The following is a 20,220-nucleotide window of genomic DNA, read 5'->3' on the forward strand; positions in this document are numbered from 1 at the left end:
CCCGCGCTGCATCGAGCGAGTACTACGGCGGTCACCTCCCGGGCAGCTGCTCAACGGCTACGGTCCCACCGAAAGCACCACCTTTGCCACCACCCATCGCATCACCCTCGAGGATGCGCTGGCGGGCGACATTCCCATCGGYCGGCCCATCGGCAATACCCAGGTCTACGTCCTCGAYGAGCRGCGCCAGGCCCTGCCCATCGGCGTCGCYGGCGAGCTGTACATCGGTGGCGACGGGCTGGCCCTCGGTTACCTGAACCAGGCGCAGTTGAGCGAAGAACGCTTCGTCACCAACCCCTTCAACCCCGGCACGCGCTTGTACCGCACCGGTGACCTGGTGCGCTGGCGCGCGGACGGCGTGCTGATGTTCCTCGGACGCAACGACCTGCAGGTCAAGGTCCGCGGCTTTCGCATCGAACTGGGGGAAATCGAAGCGCAACTCAAGGCGCTACCCGGCATCACCGAAGCGGTGGTACGAGTCGATGCCCAACAGCGCCTGCTCGCCTATTTCAGCGCGACCCAGGCTCAACAGCCCAATGAGCTGCGAGGCCGCTTGGCCGCGGTTTTGCCCGACTACATGCTGCCGGCGGCCTTTGTGCAAGTTGAGGCTTTCAGCCTGACCGCCAACGGCAAACTCGACCGTCGCGCCCTGCCCGAGCCCGGTGAAGAGCACTTCGCCTTGCAGCGCTACGAAGCACCGCAGGGACCGGTGGAAACTCGTCTCGCCGAGCTCTGGGCGCAAACCCTCGGCGTGCCGCGGGTGGGACGCCAGGACAATTTCTTTGCCCTGGGCGGGCATTCGCTGCTGGCGGTGCAGTTGGTCGAGCAACTGCGGGTAGACGGTTGGGCCATCGATGTGCGCACCCTGTTCGGCGCCCCCACGGTCAGCGCACTCGCGGCGATCCTGGCCAAACCCGGCGAGACGTCGACCGACGCCCCTGATGCAGCAGGCGGTCCCCTACCGCCGGGCTGCACCCGGATCACCCCAGACCTGCTGCCTCTGGTGGACCTGACCCAGGCACAGATCGATCGGATCGTTGCCGGCGTTGAAGGGGGCGCGGCCAACGTCCAGGACATCTACCCCTTGGCCCCGTTGCAGGAAGGCCTGTTTTTTCATTATCTCTTGCAGGATCAGGGCGATACCTACCTGCTGCACACCACCCTGGCGTTTGACCAGGAGACCGGCCTGGACGCGTTCTGCGAAGCCTTGCAACGGGTCATCGACCGTCACGACATCCTGCGCACCGCCCTGGCCTGGGAAGACCTGGACCAACCGGTGCAGGTGGTCTGGCGCACCGCGCCGCTGCCGGTCGAGGTCCTGCGTATCACCCAGGACGATGCGTTGGCGCAGTTGCAAGCCCACACCGATCCCCGCCAGCTACGCCTGGACATCCGCCAGGCGCCGCTGCTGCGGGTGGTGAAGGCATTCGACGCCGCGCAGCAGCGCTGGCTGTTGCAGGTCTTGCACCATCACCTGGTACTGGACCACACCACCCTGGAGCGCATGGTCGAAGAAATCGTCCTGATTCAACAGGGCCGGAACAGTGCACTGAGGGAACCCGTACCGTTCCGCCGCTTCGTCGCCCACGCACGGCGGGACCAGGACAGCGCCCGACAGCAGGCATTTTTCCAATCGATGCTGTCCGACGTCAGCGAACCCACGGCCCCGTTCGGGCTGCTCGATGTGCAGAACACCGGCGTCCTTGACGAAGTACGCGCGCCCCTCGAACCGGCGCTGGCGACAGCCCTGCGCCAGGCGGCGCGTCAGCATCGGGTGGGTGTGGCGAGCCTCTTTCACTTGGCCATGGCGCTGGTGTTGGGCAAGGCCACAGGCCGCGCCGACGTCGTGTTCGGCACGGTGTTGCTGGGGCGGCTGCAAGGGGTGCAAGGTGCCGACCAGGCATTGGGCGTATTCATCAATACCCTGCCGCTGCGCATCGGTTTTGCACAGCGTTCGGTGGTCGACAGCCTGCAACACACCCATCAGGCGTTGTCGGCACTGCTCGAACACGAGCACACGCCATTGGCCCTGGCCCAACGTTGCAGCAGCGTGCCGTCCGGTACGCCGTTGTTCTGCGCCTTGCTCAATTTCCGTTACAGCCTGGAAGACACCCCGCACCAGCAGGTGGAGGGCATGCGCGTGCTGAGCACCGCCGAGCGCACCAACTATCCCTTCACCTTTTCGGTGGACGACCTGGGCCAAGGCTTCAGCCTGACTGCGCAGATTGCCGGTAAAGTGGGCGCGCAACGGGCCTGGAGCTTCATGCACTGTGCACTGGAGAGCCTTGTCGAAGCCTTGAATACCGATCCGCAGCGGCTTGCCCGTAGCCTCGATGTACTGCCGGCGCAAGAACGCCAGCAACTGGCGCGGTTCAACGCCACCCAGCGCGCTCTACCCGAGCGCGCCCTGCTGCACGAGCGCTTCGAAGCCCAGGCGCGCCTTACGCCAGGGGCGGTAGCGGTGCGTTGCAAGAACCGCGAGCTGACCTATGCCCAACTGGACCGCCAGGCCCGTCTCCTGGCCCGGCACCTGCAGGCACTCGGCGTCGGCCCCGACCAGCGAGTCGGCATCCATTTGCGCCGCAGCCCCGAACTGGTCGTCGCGCTGCTGGCTGTGCTCAAGGCCGGCGGTGCCTATGTTCCGCTGGACCCGGCGTACCCGGCCCAGCGTCTGGCCTACATGCTTGAAGACAGCGCCCCGCTGGCAATCCTGGCGATGAGCGATGCGCCGCTGACGCTGACCCTCGCCAGCGATTGCCAGCGCCTGAACGTCGACGAGGTGTTGCGCGGCGGCGATGCACCACAGAGTGACGCGCCGTTGGACACGGGGCTTGAGTCCCATCACCTGGCTTACATGATCTACACGTCCGGTTCCACCGGCCAGCCCAAGGGCGTGATGATCGAGCACCGCAACGCACGCAACTTCCTTGACTGGGCGCTGCACAGCTTCAGTGCACAAACCCTCGAGCGCAGCCTGTTCAGCACCTCGATCAACTTCGACCTGTCGGTGTTCGAATGCTTTGCGCCGCTGTCCTGTGGCGGCACCCTGGAACTGGTGGACGACGCCCTCGCCTTGCTCGACCAACGCCCGGACCTGAGCCTGCTCAACACCGTGCCGTCGGCGCTCGACGCGCTGCTGCGCGCCGATGCTCTAGCGGCTTCGCTGGAGTGCGTCAACCTGGCCGGCGAGGCATTGCCCCGGGCATTGGTGGAACGATTGTTCGCCGACAGCGCCGTGCGCCAGGTCAACAACCTCTACGGCCCGACCGAAACCACCGTCTATTCGACCTGGGTGTCGATGGACCGTGACCGGGGATTCCAGTCGCACATCGGCCGACCCATCGACAACACTCAGGTGCATGTCCTCGACGAAGCTCTGCAACCATTGCCGGTGGGCGTGCCGGGCGAGCTGTACATCGGCGGTGCCGGCGTCGGGCGCGGTTACCATCGCCGTCCGGAGCTGACCCGGGAGCGTTTCCTGGCCGACCCGTTCAGCAGCGACCCGACGGCGCGGCTGTACCGCACGGGCGACCTGGGCTTTTGGGATGCCGAGGGGCAGCTCCATTACCTGGGACGCAACGACTTCCAGGTCAAGATCCGCGGTTTCCGCATCGAATTGGGGGAAGTCGAAGCGGCCTTGCTGGCCCTGCCCCAGGTCAGCGCCGCAGCGGTGCTGGCGCTTGCGCGCGAGGGTCGCGAGCCGGCGTTGGTAGCCTACGCTGTGGCGGCCGAAGATCATGGACCGCTGGTCGCAACGGCCCTTCGTGATGCCCTGGCCGAGGTTTTGCCGGGGCACATGGTGCCGGCCCTGATCGTTGCGCTGGACACCCTGCCGTTGACGCCCAACGGCAAACTCGACCGTGCGGCCTTGCCGCGCCCCGGCGAAGACGCTTGGAGCACTCAGGCCTACGAGGCACCGTGCGGAGAACAGGAATGCCTCATGGCCGAAATCTGGTGCGACCTCTTGGGCGTGGCCCGGGTTGGCCGGCACGATGATTTCTTCGAGCTGGGCGGGCATTCGCTGCTGGCCGTGCAATGGGTTTCGCGGGTGCGCCAACGCCTGGGCCTTGAACTGCCCCTGGCCACCCTATACGCGCATCCGAGCGTGGCCGGACTGGCACCGCTGCTGGTCAACGCTGCACACAGCACCCTGACGGGCATTCCCGTATTGCCGCAGACAGCGGCGCGGCCCTTGTCATTCGCCCAACAGCGTCTCTGGTTCATCGCACGCCTGGACGCCCAGGCCAGCGCCGCCTATCACATCAGCGGTGCCCTGCGCTTGGACGGCGAGCTGGACGAAAACGCCCTGCGCAATGCCCTGGCACGTATCGTCGAGCGCCACGCGGTGCTGCGCACGCGATTCATCGAACAGGACGGCGAGGTCCGGCAAGTCATCGACCCCACCCCGCGCTGGGATTTCGAACGGGTGGAGCTGGCCGAAGCCGCCGACTTGCAGCCCGCCATGGCCCACGAAGCGGCCCGTCCCTTCGATCTGAGCGAGGGCCCACTGCTGCGGGTGTGGTTGGCGCGCCTGAGTGCGCAACGCCACGTGCTGCACGTGACCTTGCACCACATCATCGCCGACGGCTGGTCCATCGGCGTGCTGATCGACGAACTCTCGGTGCTGTACAAAGCTTTCCATGGCAACGCACCGGACTCGCTCGCGCCCCTGGCCATTCAATACGCCGACTACGCCGCCTGGCAGCGTGACTGGTTGGCCGGCGAACGTGGTGCCAGGCAATTGGCCTATTGGCTCGAACACCTGCGCGAGGCCCCGGAACGGGTCGATCTGCCCACCGACCGCCCGCGGCCGCCGCGCCAGGATTTCGCCGGCGCGCGGCTGGAGGTGGCCCTGGATGAGCCTACCGCTTCGGCGCTCAAGGCACTGGGCCGGCGCCACGGTACGTCGCTGTACATGACGCTGTTGGCCGCCTGGGCCGTGGTGGTGGCGCGCCTGTCCGGCCAGGCACGGGTGGTCATCGGCACCCCGGTCGCCAATCGCACCCGCAGTGAAGTGGAGCCGCTGATCGGCTTTTTCGTCAACACCCAGGCACTGTGTGTGGACCTGAGCGGCGCGCCGGAAGTCGGCCAGTTGCTGGCCCAGGTTCGTGAGCATGCCTTGCAGGCTCAAGCCCATCAGGACGTTCCGTTCGAGCACGTGGTCGAGGCGCTCAACCCGCCGCGTTCGTTGGCCCATACGCCGGTGTTCCAGCTGATGTTCGCCTGGCAGAACGCGCCCCGCAGCAGCCTGGACCTCGATGGTCTGAGCCTCACGCCCCTGTCCGGAGAGCAGACCACCGCGCCGTTCGATCTTTCCCTGGAACTCTACGAAGCCGAGGGACGGATCATCGGCGGGCTCAACTACGCCACTGCCCTGTATGACTGCGCCAGCGTCAGCCGGCATTGGTCTTACCTGATCCAAGTGCTGCGTCAGTTCATCACCGACGATCGTCAGGCGGTCACGCACCTGGCACTGGTCGACGCCGACGAACGCCAGCGCCTGCTGCAACAGCTCAACCCGGCGCCGACCCCATTTCCTGAGGCGAGCTGGGTGCACCGCCCCTTCGAGCGTCAAGCGCTGCTGCGGCCTGACGCCATTGCCGTTGAACTGCATGGGCGCGGCTTGAGCTATGGGGAACTGGACCGCCAGGCCAACCACTTGGCCTGGGCAATGATCGACCAGGGCGCAGGGCCCGGCCAACGAGTGGCCATCCACCTGCCCCGTAGCCTGGAAATGGTGCTGGCCCTGGTCGCCACGCTCAAGACCGGGGCGGCCTACGTGCCGCTCGACCCCAGCCAGCCGATTGCCCGTCGGCAAGGCATCATCGACGATTGCCAACCCTGCCTGCTGCTGTGGGATATCGAGCACGTCGAGGCCTTGCAGACTGGCGAGGGCTGCCGCACGTTGTCCGTCCGCCTCTCGGCTACCGCGACACCCGCCCCCGCCGCACCACCGTTGGCGCAACCGAGCCCGGACGATCTGGCGTACGTCATGTACACCTCCGGCTCTACCGGCCTGCCCAAGGGCGTCGCCATGGGGCATCTGGCCCTGAGCAATCTGTTGACCTGGCAGGCTGGTCACGCGCTGCCTGGCGCCGCGCGCACCCTGCAATTCGCCGCGCTGGGCTTCGACGTGGCTTTCCAGGAGATGTTCTCCACCCTGGGCAGCGGCGGGACTTTGGTGCTGCTGGACGAAGCCCGGCGCCTGGACCTCGACGCCCTGCCGCAGTGGCTCTGCGATAACCGCATCGAGCGATTGTTCCTGCCGTACATTGCCCTGGCGGCACTGGCCGAGCGCTGGAGCGAAACACCGCTGGCGTTGCCGGCGCTGCGCGATGTGATCGTTGCCGGCGAAGCCCTGCGCATCACCACAGCACTGCGCGCGTTTTTCCGCCAGCACCCCCAGGCCCGCCTGCACAATCACTACGGTCCGACCGAAACCCATGTGGTCTGTGCCCATACCCTGGGCGATGACCCCGAGCAATGGGCCGACGTACCGGTGATCGGCCGGCCGATCGCCAATACCCAGGTGTGCCTGCTGGACCCGCATGGCCAATGGGTGCCCCAGGGCGCGGTGGGTGAGTTGCATGTGGCGGGCCTGGCCCTGGCCCAAGGCTACCTGAATCGACCGGACCTGACCGCTGAACGCTTCATTGACCACCCTCTCGACCAACGCTGCGGAGCCCGCCTCTACAAAACCGGTGACCTGGCGCGCTGGACCGCTGAAGGCACCTTGCAATACCTGGGACGCAACGACTCGCAGGTCAAGATCCGCGGTTATCGGGTCGAGCTCGCCGAGGTGGAGAGTCGCCTCGATCAAGTGCCCGGCATTCGCGAATCGGTGGTCGTCGTGCAGCGGGACGAGCGTGGGGAACCCCGCCTGGTGGCCTACTTCAACGCGGCCCATGCGTTGTCGCCACTGGCGCTGCGTAGTCAGTTGAGCGAACGCCTGCCGGAATACATGGTGCCAGCCGCCTTCGTGCAACTGGCGAGCCTGCCGCTCACCGCCAATGGCAAGGTCGATCGCCTGCGCCTGCCGGCCCCAACGCCTGAATCGTTCGCCCAGACGCCCTACAGCGCGCCGCGGGGCGAACTGGAAATCGGCCTGGCGGCGATCTGGAGTGAACTGCTTGGCGTCGAGCCGATTGGCCGGGAGGATGACTTTTTCGCCCTCGGTGGGCATTCGCTGCTGGCGTTGCGCTTGCTCGCCCAGGTCCGCCATCGGTTGGGCCTGGAGGTGCCGCTCTCGGCGGTCTTCGCCCAGCCGCGCCTGCACGCCATGGCCACACTGCTTGGCAGTTCCGTCCACAACCGCCAGGCCCCGTTGCCGGAGGCTGATCGCAGTCAACCGCTGCCACTGTCGTTCGCCCAGCAGAACCTTTGGCTGATCCAGCAGCTCAATCCGGATTCGACAGCGGCCTTCAACATGCCCGCCGGTTTGCGCTTGCGCGGTCAGTTGGATGAAAACGCCCTGCGCCGGGCCCTTGACCGCATCGTGGCGCGCCATGAAAGCCTGCGCACGCGCTTTGTCAGCCTGTCCGGACAAGCGCGACAAGTCATCGACCCGCCCGCCGCGTTGCCGCTGGTCAGCCTGGACCTGAGCACAGGCGGCGCGACGGAGTGGCAAGCCCATTGCGCCGAAGAAGCCGGTCGCCCCTTCGATCTCACCGTCCAATGGCCGGTCCGTGCCCGCCTGCTGCGTCTGGAGGCCGACGACCACATCCTGCTGGTAACCGTGCACCACCTGGTCTCGGACGGCTGGTCCATGGGGGTGCTCACCGACGAGTTCTCCCAGCTCTACCGGGCCTTCAGCCAGGGCCGGGACGATCCGTTGCCGGCACTGACGCACCAGTACGGCGACTACACCCTGTGGCAACGCCAATGGCTGCAAGGCGATGAATTGCAGCGCCAGCGTTCCTACTGGACCGCACACCTGGGCGCCGCACCGACCTGCGTCACCTTGCCCACTGACCGGCCACGCCCACCGCGCCTGGATTACGCGGGTGCCAGCTTGCCGGTGCACATCGACGCAGAGCTGACCCAGGGTCTCAAGACCTTGAGCCAGCGTCATGGAGTGACCTTGTACATGACCTTGCTGGCCGCCTGGTCCGTGGTGGTCAGTCGTTTCTCGGGCCAAGCCCAGGTGGTCATTGGCTCCCCCATCGCCAACCGCGCCCGGGTCGAGCTGGAACCGCTGATCGGCTTCTTCGTCAACTTCCAGGCCCTGTGCATCGACCTGGACGAAGGGCCGCGGGTCGACGCGCTGCTGACCCAGGTCAGGGCGCTCGCCCTCGCCGCCCAGGACCATCAGGACTTGCCCTTTGAGCAGGTCATCGAAGCACTCAACCCGCCGCGGTCACAGGCCCATAACGCGGTTTTCCAATTGATGCTGGCCTGGCAGAACGCGCCCCGTGGGGAGCTTGACCTGGGCAACGGCTTGCAGTTGGAAAGCGTTGGCGCGCCCGTGACCACGGCCAAGTTCGACCTGGCGCTGGACGTCCATGAGGCCGGCGGCGTGATCCAGGGCGGCTTCAACTACGCCACCGCGCTATTCGATGCCGCCACCGTGGCGCGTCATTGGCATGCTCTGCTGTCGGTGCTGCGGGCCATGGTCGCCGACGATCAGCAGACCGTGGCCACCATCGACTTGCTCAGCCCGGCTGAACGCCAGCAGTTGCTCGACGGTTTCAACCCCGTCGCCCCCCTGGCGCCGGCATCGGGCGAACGCCTGCACCAGCGTTTCGAGGCCCAGGCTGCGCGCCGAGGCGACGCCATTGCACTCCAGTACGGCACGCAGACCCTCACTTATCGGGCCCTCAACCAACGCGCCAACCGCCTGGCTCATCGTCTTCGGGAGCTGGGTGTCGGCCCGGAAAGCCGCGTGGCGATCCACGCCGAGCGCGGCTTGGACATGCTCGTGGGCATCCTGGCGAGCCTCAAGGCCGGCGGCGCCTATGTGCCGCTGGACCCGGTCTATCCCGCGCAACGCTTGGACTTCATCCTCGGCGACAGTAACCCCCGAGTGGTACTGACCCTCGGGACACTACCGCCAGCGCTGCAGGTGCCTGCCGCCTGCACGGTCCTGTCCCTGGACCCGCATCGCGGCAACTGGAGCGAACACCCCGGGACGGATCTGCCGGCCGATCCTCAGGCCAGTGATACCGACCTGGCGTACATCATCTACACCTCCGGCTCCACCGGCGTGCCCAAGGGCGTCATGGTCGAACACCGCGCGGTGCTAAGGCTGTTCAGCGCTACCGAAGGCTGGTTCGGGTTCAACGAGCGGGACGTCTGGACGCTGTTTCATTCCTTCGCGTTCGACTTCTCGGTCTGGGAAATCTGGGGCGCGCTGCTGCATGGCGGCCGGCTGGTGGTGGTGCCGTATTTGACCTCACGCAGCCCGCAGGATTTCTACGACCTGCTGGTAGACACCGGCGTCACGGTCCTCAACCAAACCCCCAGCGCCTTCTATGCCTGGATGAAGCAGACCCGCGCCGCCCCCCATCGCCTGCGCTGCATTGTGTTCGGTGGTGAAGCCCTCGACGGCGCCGCACTACGGCCCTGGTTCGCACGGCCGGACAGCCACCGTACACAACTGGTGAACATGTACGGCATCACCGAGACCACGGTGCACGTCACCTATCAAGCGATCGAAGCCGCCGACTGCACCTCCGACGTCGGACTGGTGCCCATCGGCCGGCCGATCCCGGACCTGCGCATCTACTTGCTCGATGAACATGGCGAGTTGGTACCCCAGGGTGTGGTCGGGGAGATCCACGTTGCCGGGCCCGGCCTTGCCCGGGGTTACCTGAACCGACCGGCCCTGGATGCCGAACGCTTCCGGCCTGCGCGGTTTGCCGGGAGTCGCGGCGAGCGGCTCTACAAGACCGGCGACCTGGCCCGCTGGACCGCCGACGGCCGGTTGCAGTACCTGGGTCGTAACGACCAGCAGGTCAAAGTGCGCGGCTTTCGCATAGAACTGGGAGAAATCGAAGCGCGCCTCGTGGCGCTGGACGGTATACGCTCGGCCGTGGTAGTGGCGCGTCAGGACGAGCCAGGGGATCCGCGCCTGGTCGCTTACCTGCTGGCCGAGTTGGGTGGCGATCTGGCACCGGGGACGCTGCGCGCTGCTCTGGCCGAACAGCTGCCAGCGCACATGCTGCCCGGCGCCTATGTCCAGGTGCAAGAATGGCCGCTGACTGCCAACGGCAAACTGGATCGGCGTGCCTTGCCGGCGCCGGACCACCAGGCTCTGCAGCAACGCCCCTACACTCCGCCGCGCGGTGCCACGGAAACCTGTCTGGCGCAGCTGTGGTCGCAGTTGCTGGGGGTTGAGCAGGTCGGCCGTGAAGATAACTTCTTTGCCCTCGGCGGACACTCGTTGCTGCTGGTGCAACTGCTCGACGGCCTGCGCGCGCAAGGCCTGGACGTCCCCGTTGCTGCACTGTTCAACGCCGAGGACCTGGCGGCACTGGCCCGTCAGGTGGTGGCGCGGGATACCGCTGACTCTCAGGGCCTGCTGTGTATTCGTCCGGGCAGCGGTCGCCAGCCGCCCTTGTTTTTCATCCACGAGGGCACAGGCGAGGCGCTACCGTATGAACGGTTAGCCCGCCACCTGGATCCGGAACTCGGTGTCTACGCCGTGCAGGCCGCGGCCGAGTTGGAAGACGACATCGACAACCCAACCCTCGCCAAACGCTACATCACGCTGTTGCGCACTGTTCAGCCCGACGGTCCTTATCGGCTGGCGGGCTGGTCGGCCGGCGGTGTGCTGGCCTATGAAATGGCGCGCCAACTGCTGGGCGAGGATGAAAAAGTGGCGTTTCTCGGGCTGATCGACAGCAGTCAGCCAGGGGCATTGCGGGCACCGGTGTTGCCCTTCAGTCTCGACGAAAGCGATCTGCGTCAGCAATTGCTTGGCTACCTGGCCACCCAACAGGCCGATGACGACCGGGAGGCAACCTGGCACCGCGGCCTGGACCTCGACGCCGTGCTCGCCACGGCGCGCACCCGAGGTTGGTTGCCGCCGGCCTTTGATCGTTTGGCACTGATCCGCCGGGCGCGCCTGAACCTGACTCTGCGCAACGCGATGGTCCGCTACCGGCCGGTGCCACTGGGCTTGCCCGTGCATTTGTTCAGCGCGGTTTCGGCGCGTCCAGAGTTGATCGGAGCCCGGGATCTGGGCGCCGACTGGCGAGCGCTGCCGGGGGCGGATGTGGTGGAACAGCGGATCGCAGGCGATCACTGGTCGATCATGCGCGATCCGACGCATCTGCAGGGCCTGGCGGCCGCCCTGGAGCGGGCACTGGCACAGAGCGAGGCGCATCCGCTTCAGCCTGTCGCCAGCCGTGCCAGCCTGACGTTACAAACCGGCTCGCCCACTGCGCCCTGCCTGTTCATGGTGCCGGGCGCAGGCGCCAACGTGAGCAGTTTCGTGCCTTTGGTGCGCCAGTTGGATGGGCGGTTGACGGTGATCGGGCTGCAAGCCCGTGGCCTCGATGGCCGCAGCGAACCCCATGGGTCGGTGCAGGCGGCGGCCCGCGCCTATGTGCGGGAAATCCGTGCCCAAGTGCCACAGGGACCCTACTACCTGCTGGGGCATTCGTTCGGTGGCTGGCTGGCCCTTGAAATCGCCCGTCAGTTGCAGGCGAGCGGTGCGCAGGTGGCCCCCGTGCTGCTGATCGACAGCCGTGTACCGGGCCAGCGCATGGCACGCGACGCTCGCGAGGCCTTGGGGCGCTACGTGACTTTGCTGGAACTCGACGCCGGATGCAGCCTGGAGCTTGACCTGGACACCCTGGCGGACCAGGAGCCGGAAGAACAATGCGCCACGTTGCTGGAGCGCATGCAGGCTGTCGGCTTGATGCCGGCACAGGCCAGGTCCACGTCACTGCTCGGCCCTCTGCGGGTGTTCCAGGCCAACCTGGCGACCGACTACCAGCCGACGCCGGCCTACCCAGGCCCAGTGGTACTGCTGCAGGCCGAGCACGGCCGTGAACCACCCACTTCGGTCGAACAGCACTGGGATGCCTTCGCCATGGACTGCCAGCAATGCGTGATCGCCGACTGCGACCACTTGTCGATCCTCAAGGCACGAGCAGCACCCACCCTGGCCGCGCACCTGCGCCACCACTGGCCCGCGCTGGAGGCGCCGTTATCCCGTGAAGATTGACGCAGGCTCACGCACATCCGCTCCCCGAACTGGGCGCGACCTTGCTCACGGAGCGGGTACTCAGCCGCTATTGCGGTCAGGCTCGCTCCCACAAGGGGCCCGGGCGATCCGGCTCTGGCTGTGGGCCTGGCTCGGCCAGGTCGCTTCGACCCTGGGTTCAGCCCTCGCGGCTTTCAGCCTGGGCATCTGGTTGTTGCAGCAACAGGCCAGTGTCACCGACTACGCCTGGGTCATCGCCTTGTCGGCTTTGCCCGGCCTGCTCTTGGCACCGCTGGCCGGCTGGCTGGTGGACCGTTGCGAGGCGCGGGCGATTCTGCTCGGTGTCGAAGGCTGCAGTGGCCTCGCCGCGCTGGTGCTGTGGTGGTTGTTCGACCAAGGGGCATTGGATCGCGGCCAGGTGTATGCCTTTGCCGCGATCAACTCCAGTGCGCTGGTGGTGCGCATGCTGGTCTGCCAGGCGGCGATCCCGCGCTTGCTGCACAGCCCTCGCGCCATCGGACGGGCCAATGGCCTGATGCAATTGATGGTTGGCTTGCCGCAGCTGCTCGCGCCGACCCTGGCGGCACTGCTGCTGGATGGCATCGGGGTTCCGGGGGTGCTGTTGCTGGAGGTGGGCGCAGTGCTGTTTTCCGCGGGCATTCTGATTTGGCTGGCGGTGGTCGCTTCGGCAGTGCGCGTCAGTGGCACAGGCCGCGCAGCGCCCACCGTTGGCCCGCCGAGCGCACTGGCCGTGCTGCGCGGCCGTCCGGCTTTGTGGGCACTGTTAGGCTACCTCGCGTTGGAACACCTGATGCTCGGCCTGGCCTCGGCGCTGTTGTCACCGTTGGTGATGGAGCGCCATTCGGTGCTGGTGCTGGGCACCGTGATGACCTGCGGCGGCCTGGGCATGCTCGCCGGCTCGTTGTGGGTGGTGGCCAGGCCACCCGCCCGGCTGATCCGCACCGTATTGCTCGCGGATCTGTTGCTGGGCGCCAGCGTGCTAGGCATCGGCATCAGCGACTCCCCGGTGCTGCTGTACGCAGCGGCTTTCGTTGCGTTTGGCTGCTTCTCGCTGAGCACCAGCAGCGACCAGAGCTTCTGGCAGCGCAGCCTGCCTGCCGAAGTGCTGGGACGCGTCCTGTCGACGCGGCAGATGGTTTGCCTTTTGGCGATGCCAATCGGAGCATTGGGCGCCGGCACCCTGGCGGACACTTGGGCGATCCCGCTGTTGAGTGCCCCTGGCGACTGGAAAGCTACACTCGCCCCGGTACTGGGTAGCGGCAAGATCGGCGGTCTGAGCTTGCTGTTTGCCATCGCTGGTTTTTTGTATGTGCTGCTGGCTTGTCTCGGTCTGCTGATCAAGCCGCTACGACGGCTGGCACCGGGATGGGCGGGAGCACCTGCGCCGTTTGTGCCAGACGCGGAACCTTGTTGAATCCAGGCTCTGTTTGAAAAGTCTTGAGACGAAGGTCAGGAACAGTCCGCAGGTTCAACTCGACGTAAGCGCATCCTGCTTCGACGTAAAGAAACGAGCAAACAACTCGGACTGTGACTTGATGTTCAATTTCGAGTAGATATTGCGACGGTGCACTTTTATCGTTTCGGCTGACAGGGAAAGTTTACCCGCGACTTCCTTATTGGAAAAACCACTCAGCAATAATTTGAGCACATCATTCTCCCGCGTAGTCAACGGCGTGCCGAGTGAGGACATTGTCTCCGGCCATGGGGCTGGCGCGGTAAAATCCTTCGCGACGTCAACCTCGAAATTCATGCGCTGATGCATGAGTGCCGTCACCCAGGGCTTGATAAGATCAAGCGTGGTTATCTGCTCCTGACTGAAGCGGATATGACTTCCAAAAGAAACGCACAAGGTTCTTTCCGCATCGAGCCTGACGTTGTATTGCGCCTCATCCACCGAAATATACTGTTCAAAATACTGATGGTAATACTCCGTCTCGAGAAAGTGCTCAGGTGCGACATCGAGCATATGAAAGAAGCCGCTTTGAGGGTCCTCTCGATCAGCTATGTAGAACGGATCCAGCATGTAAAGTCCCTTCACATAGCGATGGATAAACGCATCGACTTCTTCTGTGTCGGCTACTTCAGGAAGGCTGACAACTTGCACTTGATGATTGCTGAAGATCAGTACAACCCAGTTGTCGACCTGCACGTATTCATTCAACAAACGAACAAGTGAGCTCCAGAATTCTGGACGGTTCAATCGCATGATCAATTGTCCAATCGATCGATGCCAAGCCAGGCTATGGAGGTCGAGAGGCATTTTCTACCCCTTTTGGGTTAGGGATTCGTCGGGCGCGGATAAGTATTCGTAGGTATTTACTCTCCGTCAATGCCCGGTATATTCGCTACCGGGTTACGAGGACCATGAGGGCCCTCGTCTTGACAAGGATAGTTGTATGAGCAAGTCGCGCCTGCGCAGCATATTTTCAGCCTCGCTTCTTTGTATCGGGATAAGCAGCTCGGTGGGAGCTGTGGAACCCGGCATGCATCTGTACAACTGGTTTGGGTTTATCGCCCCGCAGACCCCGAAGGAGTTCGAGCAGGAAACCGGCACCCGCTTCCACATGGATGCATTCGACAGTGCCGAAATCATGCAGAGCAAGGTGATGGCTGGCCGCACGGGATACGACGTGGTTGTCGCCACATCCAATGTCTTGCCAAGTCTGATCCAGGCGGGGGTGCTCCAGCCGCTGGATCGGAATCAGCTAAGCAATTTATCCCATGTCGATCCGGACATCTTGTCCCAACTTGCCGTCAACGATCCCGGTAATCGTTACGCCGTACCCTATCTCTGGGGCACCACGGGCATCGGCTATGACATCGATAAAGTCAAAGCCGCACTGGGCGACGATGCTCCGGTCGGCAGCTGGGACCTGATATTCAAAGAAGAGAACATCAGTAAACTGAAGTCCTGCGGCGTGGCGATGCTCGATTCACCCAGCGAAATCATTTCCATTGCCTTGCATTATCTGGGGCTGCCAAGCAACAGCAAGAATCCGGATGACTACAAGAAGGCCCAGGCGCTGCTGTTGAAAATCCGTCCTTACGTGCTCTATTTCGACTCATCCCGAATTGACGCTGACCTCGCCGACGGCAATATCTGTGCGGTAGTGGGATGGGCCAATGGTGCTCTGGCTGCGCAGGCCATCAACGAGAAAAACCAAACCGGGCGCAAGATTGCCTACAGCCTCCCTCGCGAGGGCGCACTGGTCTGGTCGGAAAATCTGGTGTTATTGAAAGACGCGCCCCACCCTAAGGAAGGCATGACGTTTATCAATTACATGCTGCGCCCTGAAATCATCGCAAAGACTTCAAATCACACGCTGTATCCCAACGCCAACAAAGACGCCACTGAGTTTGTCGAGCAGCAGTTACGTGACAACCCCTGGATTTATCCAGACAAGAAAACAGTTGCTTCACTTGTCCCTCTAGAGCCGTTGCCCCTGGCCTTGGAACGAATTCGCACCCGCGTCTGGACCAAAGTGAAGAGCGGCATTTAAACCGCTGGCTTGCCTGGCGCTCAATTGGACAGGCGAGTCGCCCCCGGCCTGAGGGGGCTGTTTTGACGTAATTAAAACTGCATAGGGAAGGACAGTCCTCACTAAACAGGACTGTTCTAGAGGTCTTAGGAAGGGACAAAATCATGTGCCAAGGCGATTATCAAGCCAGCCTGAACTCGGACGAAAGCAAAGCCTACAACGAGATTGAAGAACAAATTATTCATTGCACGCCCGAACAAGCGTGGGCGATGTATTCCATCTCGACCGGGGTGGTGCGATTGAACATCTCCCAGGCAGTGAAAAAACTCATCATCGGCGGGAACAAGGCATTGCTGGAGGAGTTTCCAGAATTTGCCCCGGTCGGAAAGGCAGATCACCAGGCAAATTAGTGTGGATTTTCCTAATCCGGAATACGATGCCCGAAGAAATAACGAACACCACTTTCGAACCTGCTGGCATGGGGGTCTTCGAGAAACGCTTCCAGAAGGGCTGACGCCTGCATCGGTCTGAACACCCGATCATGATAAAAAGAAGAGCAGTCGATGCCGGTCGTACACTCGAAGCGCCGTCGCAGTTCGAATGGAAAATAAGGTTCTCGCAAGCGCCTTAAAATCCGCTGGGCCAGGCCAATCACACTCAGCGGTTCACCGCCGTCCACACAGACCTGGTCCGTACCGAATCGACCGGCCAGTTCGGCGCATCTGGTGAGCACCGCGTTGCGATAGCTTTCCAGTGAGTCATAGTCCTGAAGGTCGCAGAGTTCGTACCCCGTCTCCAGGCATTCCGAGAGATGCACTGGCAGGATCTCGGCATCGCTGATGGTCGCGACCCGTTCGAATGCAGCCAGAACAATGGGCATATCGGCCAGCTTTCCGCGCCGCGTGAGCACTGCGCCCCAGGCCAGTGTGAGCTCAAGCCCCACTTCTTCGGATGCCAGTCGTGTTGCGAGAGTGTCGACAGTAGACGTCGGTCCGGCATCGCCTAGCAGCTCCGCGCATAAGCGTCGGTTGACCGGATGGGTGTCGCCGCTGCCCAACTCGACGAGCCCCGGCAGTGGGCTGAAATCGCCAAGCTTTGCCCGCCTCAGGGCTTCCAGCCACTGAAAGTAGTCACCCTCCTGCGGCAACCGCCCGACTTCCCTTCCGGGAGGCATGGTCACGACGTCAGGGTAAGCAAAATACCCCCGCCCCTCCCAGTCGACCATTTCGGGATTTCCGTAACGACTCCAGTCCATTGTCATTCCTCATAGTCGTCGCTTGCGCCGGTTCAGGCTTTTGAGGCCAATGACTGCAGCGTACCAAAACGCTTGTCCAGACTTCGACATACAGGACACAAGTCGCCGTTTTTCTCAAGATTACCTTCACCGACGGGGCAACCGCCGGCCGCAGCCTTGGGAACCAGGTGATTGACTTGCCGCTCGTCCTGAATCTCGGCCTGCACCGGTGCGCGACCCAGCTTTGGCGTCAGATTCGCAATCACTTGCGCTTCGCTCGGTACATTGAAAACCCCTTGGTACGTGTCACGCAGGCTGTTCCAGGCACTTTTGTTCGCCTGCCGCTCCGCTGGTGTCACGGGTCGCCTGAAGACGTTGCAAGGCGCAGACGGAACGAGCCGGCTGCTGCAGGTGCAAGGAGGCGTTGCCGTCTTGCGATTGTTCACGTCGTTCATCAAGGCGGTGTAGGTAGCCGCATGAGGGGCCACATTGCCGGCAGAATCTTTCATGTACCAATCATCCATCGTCATCGGTTTGCCGGCTGAATGACGAGGCCCGTTGCAACACGCGCATGTGTAAGGCCTTTCATCTTCCAGTTCGCCCCACCCCACCGCTTCAAGATTAGGATTAGGCGCCCCCACGCCAGGCGCGCTGGCATGATTGCTGGTGGTGATGTCGCAGTGTCGGCAGACGTACTTGCCCTCAATCTGAACGTCCATCGACCAGGCCTGGAAATAGGTCTTGCCCGTAATCTGGTGCGTGATCACCGACATTCCCCACGCCCGGGTTGCCGCTTCGTCGCCGAGCATGGAAGGCTGGTAATAGGACTGTTGTGACAACGCTGCCGGCTTGCGTTTCAGCATCACCGTCCTGGAGCCCTGTTTGAGCGTCGATGAGAAGGAGGTGTCCGGATAAGGAATCGGAATCGGCCCGGCAGGTGGCCCTGGCGGCGAAAGGCAGACATCGGGAAACGAGGCGATCACTTTGCCCATGCCGGCTTTTCCGGCGATCTCATTGCTGTTGGCATAAACCTCGTGCGACATGTCAGCGCTCCCTCACTGTGCCACTGATAACGGCTGCTGCGCGTGCACCGTTCGCTGATGAGCTGTGTACCAGCGCAATCGGACCAGGCGCATAGCCACGCATGAACGCGTGTTCAAGCCAAGCGATTTGGATCGCTCCCAGCGCTGCTCCGCAGTCGCCAACATAGCTCGCCGGGTGCCACAGATCCTGGCTCGGGCGGGTTTGCTGCATCAGGCGAGACTGGGCCAGGGCCAGGTCCTCGAACCCATAGGCTTCGCCCGACACATCGCTCAAACGCCAAGCGATGTCGTGCATGGCAACGCCGGCTTGTGCGAGAGCCGCGGCGACAGCTGTCGTCATCCCCAGGCCCAGTTGTGGATCGTCATTGAGCACCGTGGCGGTATCGTTGCCGGTACCCACGCCAAGAACGACCAAGGGCGCCGCGCTCATCGGCTTTCGACTGACGAGTAGCACCGCAGCGGCTTCACCCGGTATCACGCCATCTGAGCGTAGCGTGGTCTTGAGCCGACCGCTCTGCTCCAACCAGAGCAAGCAGCGAGGATCCGCGAGAGAGTCGACCGCCACGATCAGGCAGGCGTCACGGTCGGCCTGGTCCATGGCCCGCCCCACCAGACTCAACGCTTCGATGCTTGCGACATGCCCAAGGGCCACGTGGGCCGCGCCTTTCCGTTGCAGCAGCCCTCCCAATCGCGCCTCGACTTGCGTCACGATGCCGTCGATACGCGAGCCAGGCCTTTGCGGCTCGGACGTGCACAGAAGCAGCGGCAGCTCGCCCAGATCCGCGCGGCCCGCCAATGCGGCACGGCTTTGCCCCAACACCTGAACCAGCATTTCGACAAGCCGTGCACGCCCGTGCAGATCCTCCGCCACCGTTGGCACTCTCGCGCCAATGATCGGTTCCAAGCCATCTTCGACCCACGGCAATTCATCGAAGCCGCTGATCCCCGCACGCATTGCTGCAGCGGCCGCCGCGGGTGTCAGGCCAACCGCGCAGACCAATCCCAGGCAAGACACGTAGACGGGCTGCGTCATGTCTTCGCCTCCCCATGTCCCAATGAGATGACCAGGTCTGACAGACTGGCGAAATGCGGTTTACCGTGCAGGTCTGTATAACGGCGCTTGCCGACCTGTATTTCTCGCAGTTGCGCCAGTTTGCGAGGCAGCGCTACCGATGTCCTGCCGAGTAGCGTAAGCCGGGCACAACCAGGTTCGAGGATAACGGTGTCGGCGTTGATGACCGCCTGTACCTGGCGATTCTCGAAGAAGAAGGTGATCGGGATATCGAAGGCCGGCGTCTGAGCCACGAATGCCCCGCCCGGACTCATATTGGCACAGGTGAAGCGTGTGCCAGCCTCCAGACGATCCAATTGCTGGTCGAGCGGCGCCGCCTGGAAATAACGAATGTCGAAGTTTTCCGGCAAAAAGGGGCGTCGTGTCTCGAACCAGTGCCGGTCGTACGTCCCGGCGAAGCCGATACGCGGCAGCCAGCCCCGGCCGACGGGCGCAAAACCAATGGGTTGCGGCTTATCCGTCCAGGCACCCGTCAGATCATCGTGACGCTCTACGTTTGGCAACCGCGTATTGAGGATGCTGTCGTCCCGGTCATTCAGATGGAAACCAACACCGGTGGGATTACGCAGATCGCTGCCACGTTTTTTCTCATCGTCATGGGATAGATCGCTGCCACCAAACGCACGATCCCAGGAAAGCGGTATCGAGGTGAAAGGCGACGGCGGCGACGCGATGATACCCGTCACACCGAGCGTCCAAACGCGATCGCCACTCACCACTGCATGCTTATGGATACCCGCACCCGCGAAGCCGACCTGTAGCCGGGTCACGGGTTCACCCTTCGGGGAAACGGCCGAAGCGTGAACCAACACATCGACGCGTGGCTTCACCGGCGCGAAGTCCGTCTCGAAACGGACCGATGTCGTACCGGGATCGCCGTGGTGCTGGTCGCAATAGACAAAGGGGACCTGCTCCGACGCCGGCACGCAGCCGCCCTGATCGTCGACATCAAAGGTCGCCCTGACAACCACAACGCAGTGCTTCTGTCCGCTTTTATCTGTTGAAACAAAGCGTTCGGCGAGAAACGGGGTGGTATTGCTGGTGATCTGCATAGTGCGTGTCTGGCGACTCGTGCACATAGCCTGGCAACAATCCCGAGGGACATGCACACCCTGCCGTGGCGCTGCGAGCCGCACCTCCCTGTCCTTGGCACACCTGCGTTGTTTTATTGCAACGATAGCATGCTGCTGGCTTGGCGCTTGGCTCGACGCTTTGACCAT

The 20,220-nt window shown here is 63.6% G+C and carries 9 protein-coding genes; 4 read left to right on the forward strand and 5 right to left on the reverse strand.

All coding sequences use genetic code 11. The annotated features are described in order from the left end of the window. Window positions 1-12,172: non-ribosomal peptide synthetase (locus AD666_RS21565; protein WP_053156489.1), on the forward strand; the 12,172-nt coding region annotated here is incomplete at its 5' end. Window positions 12,173-12,242: 70 nt separating this feature from the next. After that, complete coding sequence (locus tag AD666_RS21570) at window positions 12,243-13,586, forward strand: MFS transporter (protein WP_053156492.1); 1,344 nt, start codon at window positions 12,243-12,245, stop codon at window positions 13,584-13,586. Window positions 13,587-13,640: 54 nt separating this feature from the next. Here AD666_RS21570 and AD666_RS21575 read toward each other — a convergent pair whose 3' ends face one another. Beyond that, window positions 13,641-14,432, reverse strand: a complete 792-nt coding sequence (locus tag AD666_RS21575; RefSeq protein ID WP_053156495.1) for a LuxR C-terminal-related transcriptional regulator — start codon at window positions 14,430-14,432, stop codon at window positions 13,641-13,643. A 136-nt stretch (window positions 14,433-14,568) separates the two neighbouring features. Here AD666_RS21575 and AD666_RS21580 point away from each other — a divergent pair, with 136 nt between their 5' ends. Together AD666_RS21580 and AD666_RS21585 are read left to right on the forward strand one after the other, a co-directional pair. Next, window positions 14,569-15,672: a polyamine ABC transporter substrate-binding protein gene (locus AD666_RS21580; RefSeq protein WP_053156498.1), complete on the forward strand. Its 1,104-nt coding sequence runs from the start codon at window positions 14,569-14,571 to the stop codon at window positions 15,670-15,672. 143 nt (window positions 15,673-15,815) lie between these two features. Then, window positions 15,816-16,061, forward strand: a complete 246-nt coding sequence (locus AD666_RS21585) for a hypothetical protein (protein WP_053156502.1) — start codon at window positions 15,816-15,818, stop codon at window positions 16,059-16,061. A gap of 11 nt (window positions 16,062-16,072) precedes the next feature. On the opposite strand, the gene AD666_RS21590 is transcribed toward AD666_RS21585, so the two are convergent. The 4 genes from AD666_RS21590 to AD666_RS21605 are packed head-to-tail and all read right to left on the reverse strand — an operon-like array spanning window position 16,073 to window position 20,052. Then, a complete protein-coding gene (locus AD666_RS21590) occupies window positions 16,073-16,906 on the reverse strand; it encodes a hypothetical protein (RefSeq protein WP_156315974.1) in 834 nt (277 codons plus the stop codon). 32 nt (window positions 16,907-16,938) lie between these two features. Beyond that, complete coding sequence (locus AD666_RS21595) at window positions 16,939-17,928, reverse strand: PAAR-like domain-containing protein (RefSeq protein ID WP_053156509.1); 990 nt, start codon at window positions 17,926-17,928, stop codon at window positions 16,939-16,941. 1 nt (window position 17,929) lies between these two features. Then, the gene (locus AD666_RS21600) at window positions 17,930-18,961 is read right to left on the reverse strand and encodes a hypothetical protein (RefSeq protein WP_053156513.1); all 1,032 of its coding nucleotides are present in this window, start codon (window positions 18,959-18,961) and stop codon (window positions 17,930-17,932) included. Then, window positions 18,958-20,052, reverse strand: a complete 1,095-nt coding sequence (locus tag AD666_RS21605; protein ID WP_053156517.1) for a DUF2169 domain-containing protein — start codon at window positions 20,050-20,052, stop codon at window positions 18,958-18,960. Before AD666_RS21605 ends, AD666_RS21600 begins: the two co-directional genes overlap by 4 nt. Window positions 20,053-20,220: the final 168 nt, after the last annotated feature.

The organism is Pseudomonas sp. Pf153 (assembly GCF_001269775.1).
Lineage (GTDB): Bacteria > Pseudomonadota > Gammaproteobacteria > Pseudomonadales > Pseudomonadaceae > Aquipseudomonas > Aquipseudomonas uvaldensis.

Coding starts and splice junctions, on each gene's coding strand:
- AD666_RS21585 (WP_053156502.1), top strand. CDS start 15,816: ATGTGCCAAGGCGATTATCAAGCCAGCCTGAACTCGGACGAAAGCAAA.
- AD666_RS21605 (WP_053156517.1), bottom strand. CDS start 20,052: ATGCAGATCACCAGCAATACCACCCCGTTTCTCGCCGAACGCTTTGTT.
- AD666_RS21580 (WP_053156498.1), top strand. CDS start 14,569: ATGAGCAAGTCGCGCCTGCGCAGCATATTTTCAGCCTCGCTTCTTTGT.
- AD666_RS21595 (WP_053156509.1), bottom strand. CDS start 17,928: ATGTCGCACGAGGTTTATGCCAACAGCAATGAGATCGCCGGAAAAGCC.
- AD666_RS21590 (WP_156315974.1), bottom strand. CDS start 16,906: ATGGACTGGAGTCGTTACGGAAATCCCGAAATGGTCGACTGGGAGGGG.
- AD666_RS21575 (WP_053156495.1), bottom strand. CDS start 14,432: ATGCCTCTCGACCTCCATAGCCTGGCTTGGCATCGATCGATTGGACAA.
- AD666_RS21600 (WP_053156513.1), bottom strand. CDS start 18,961: ATGACGCAGCCCGTCTACGTGTCTTGCCTGGGATTGGTCTGCGCGGTT.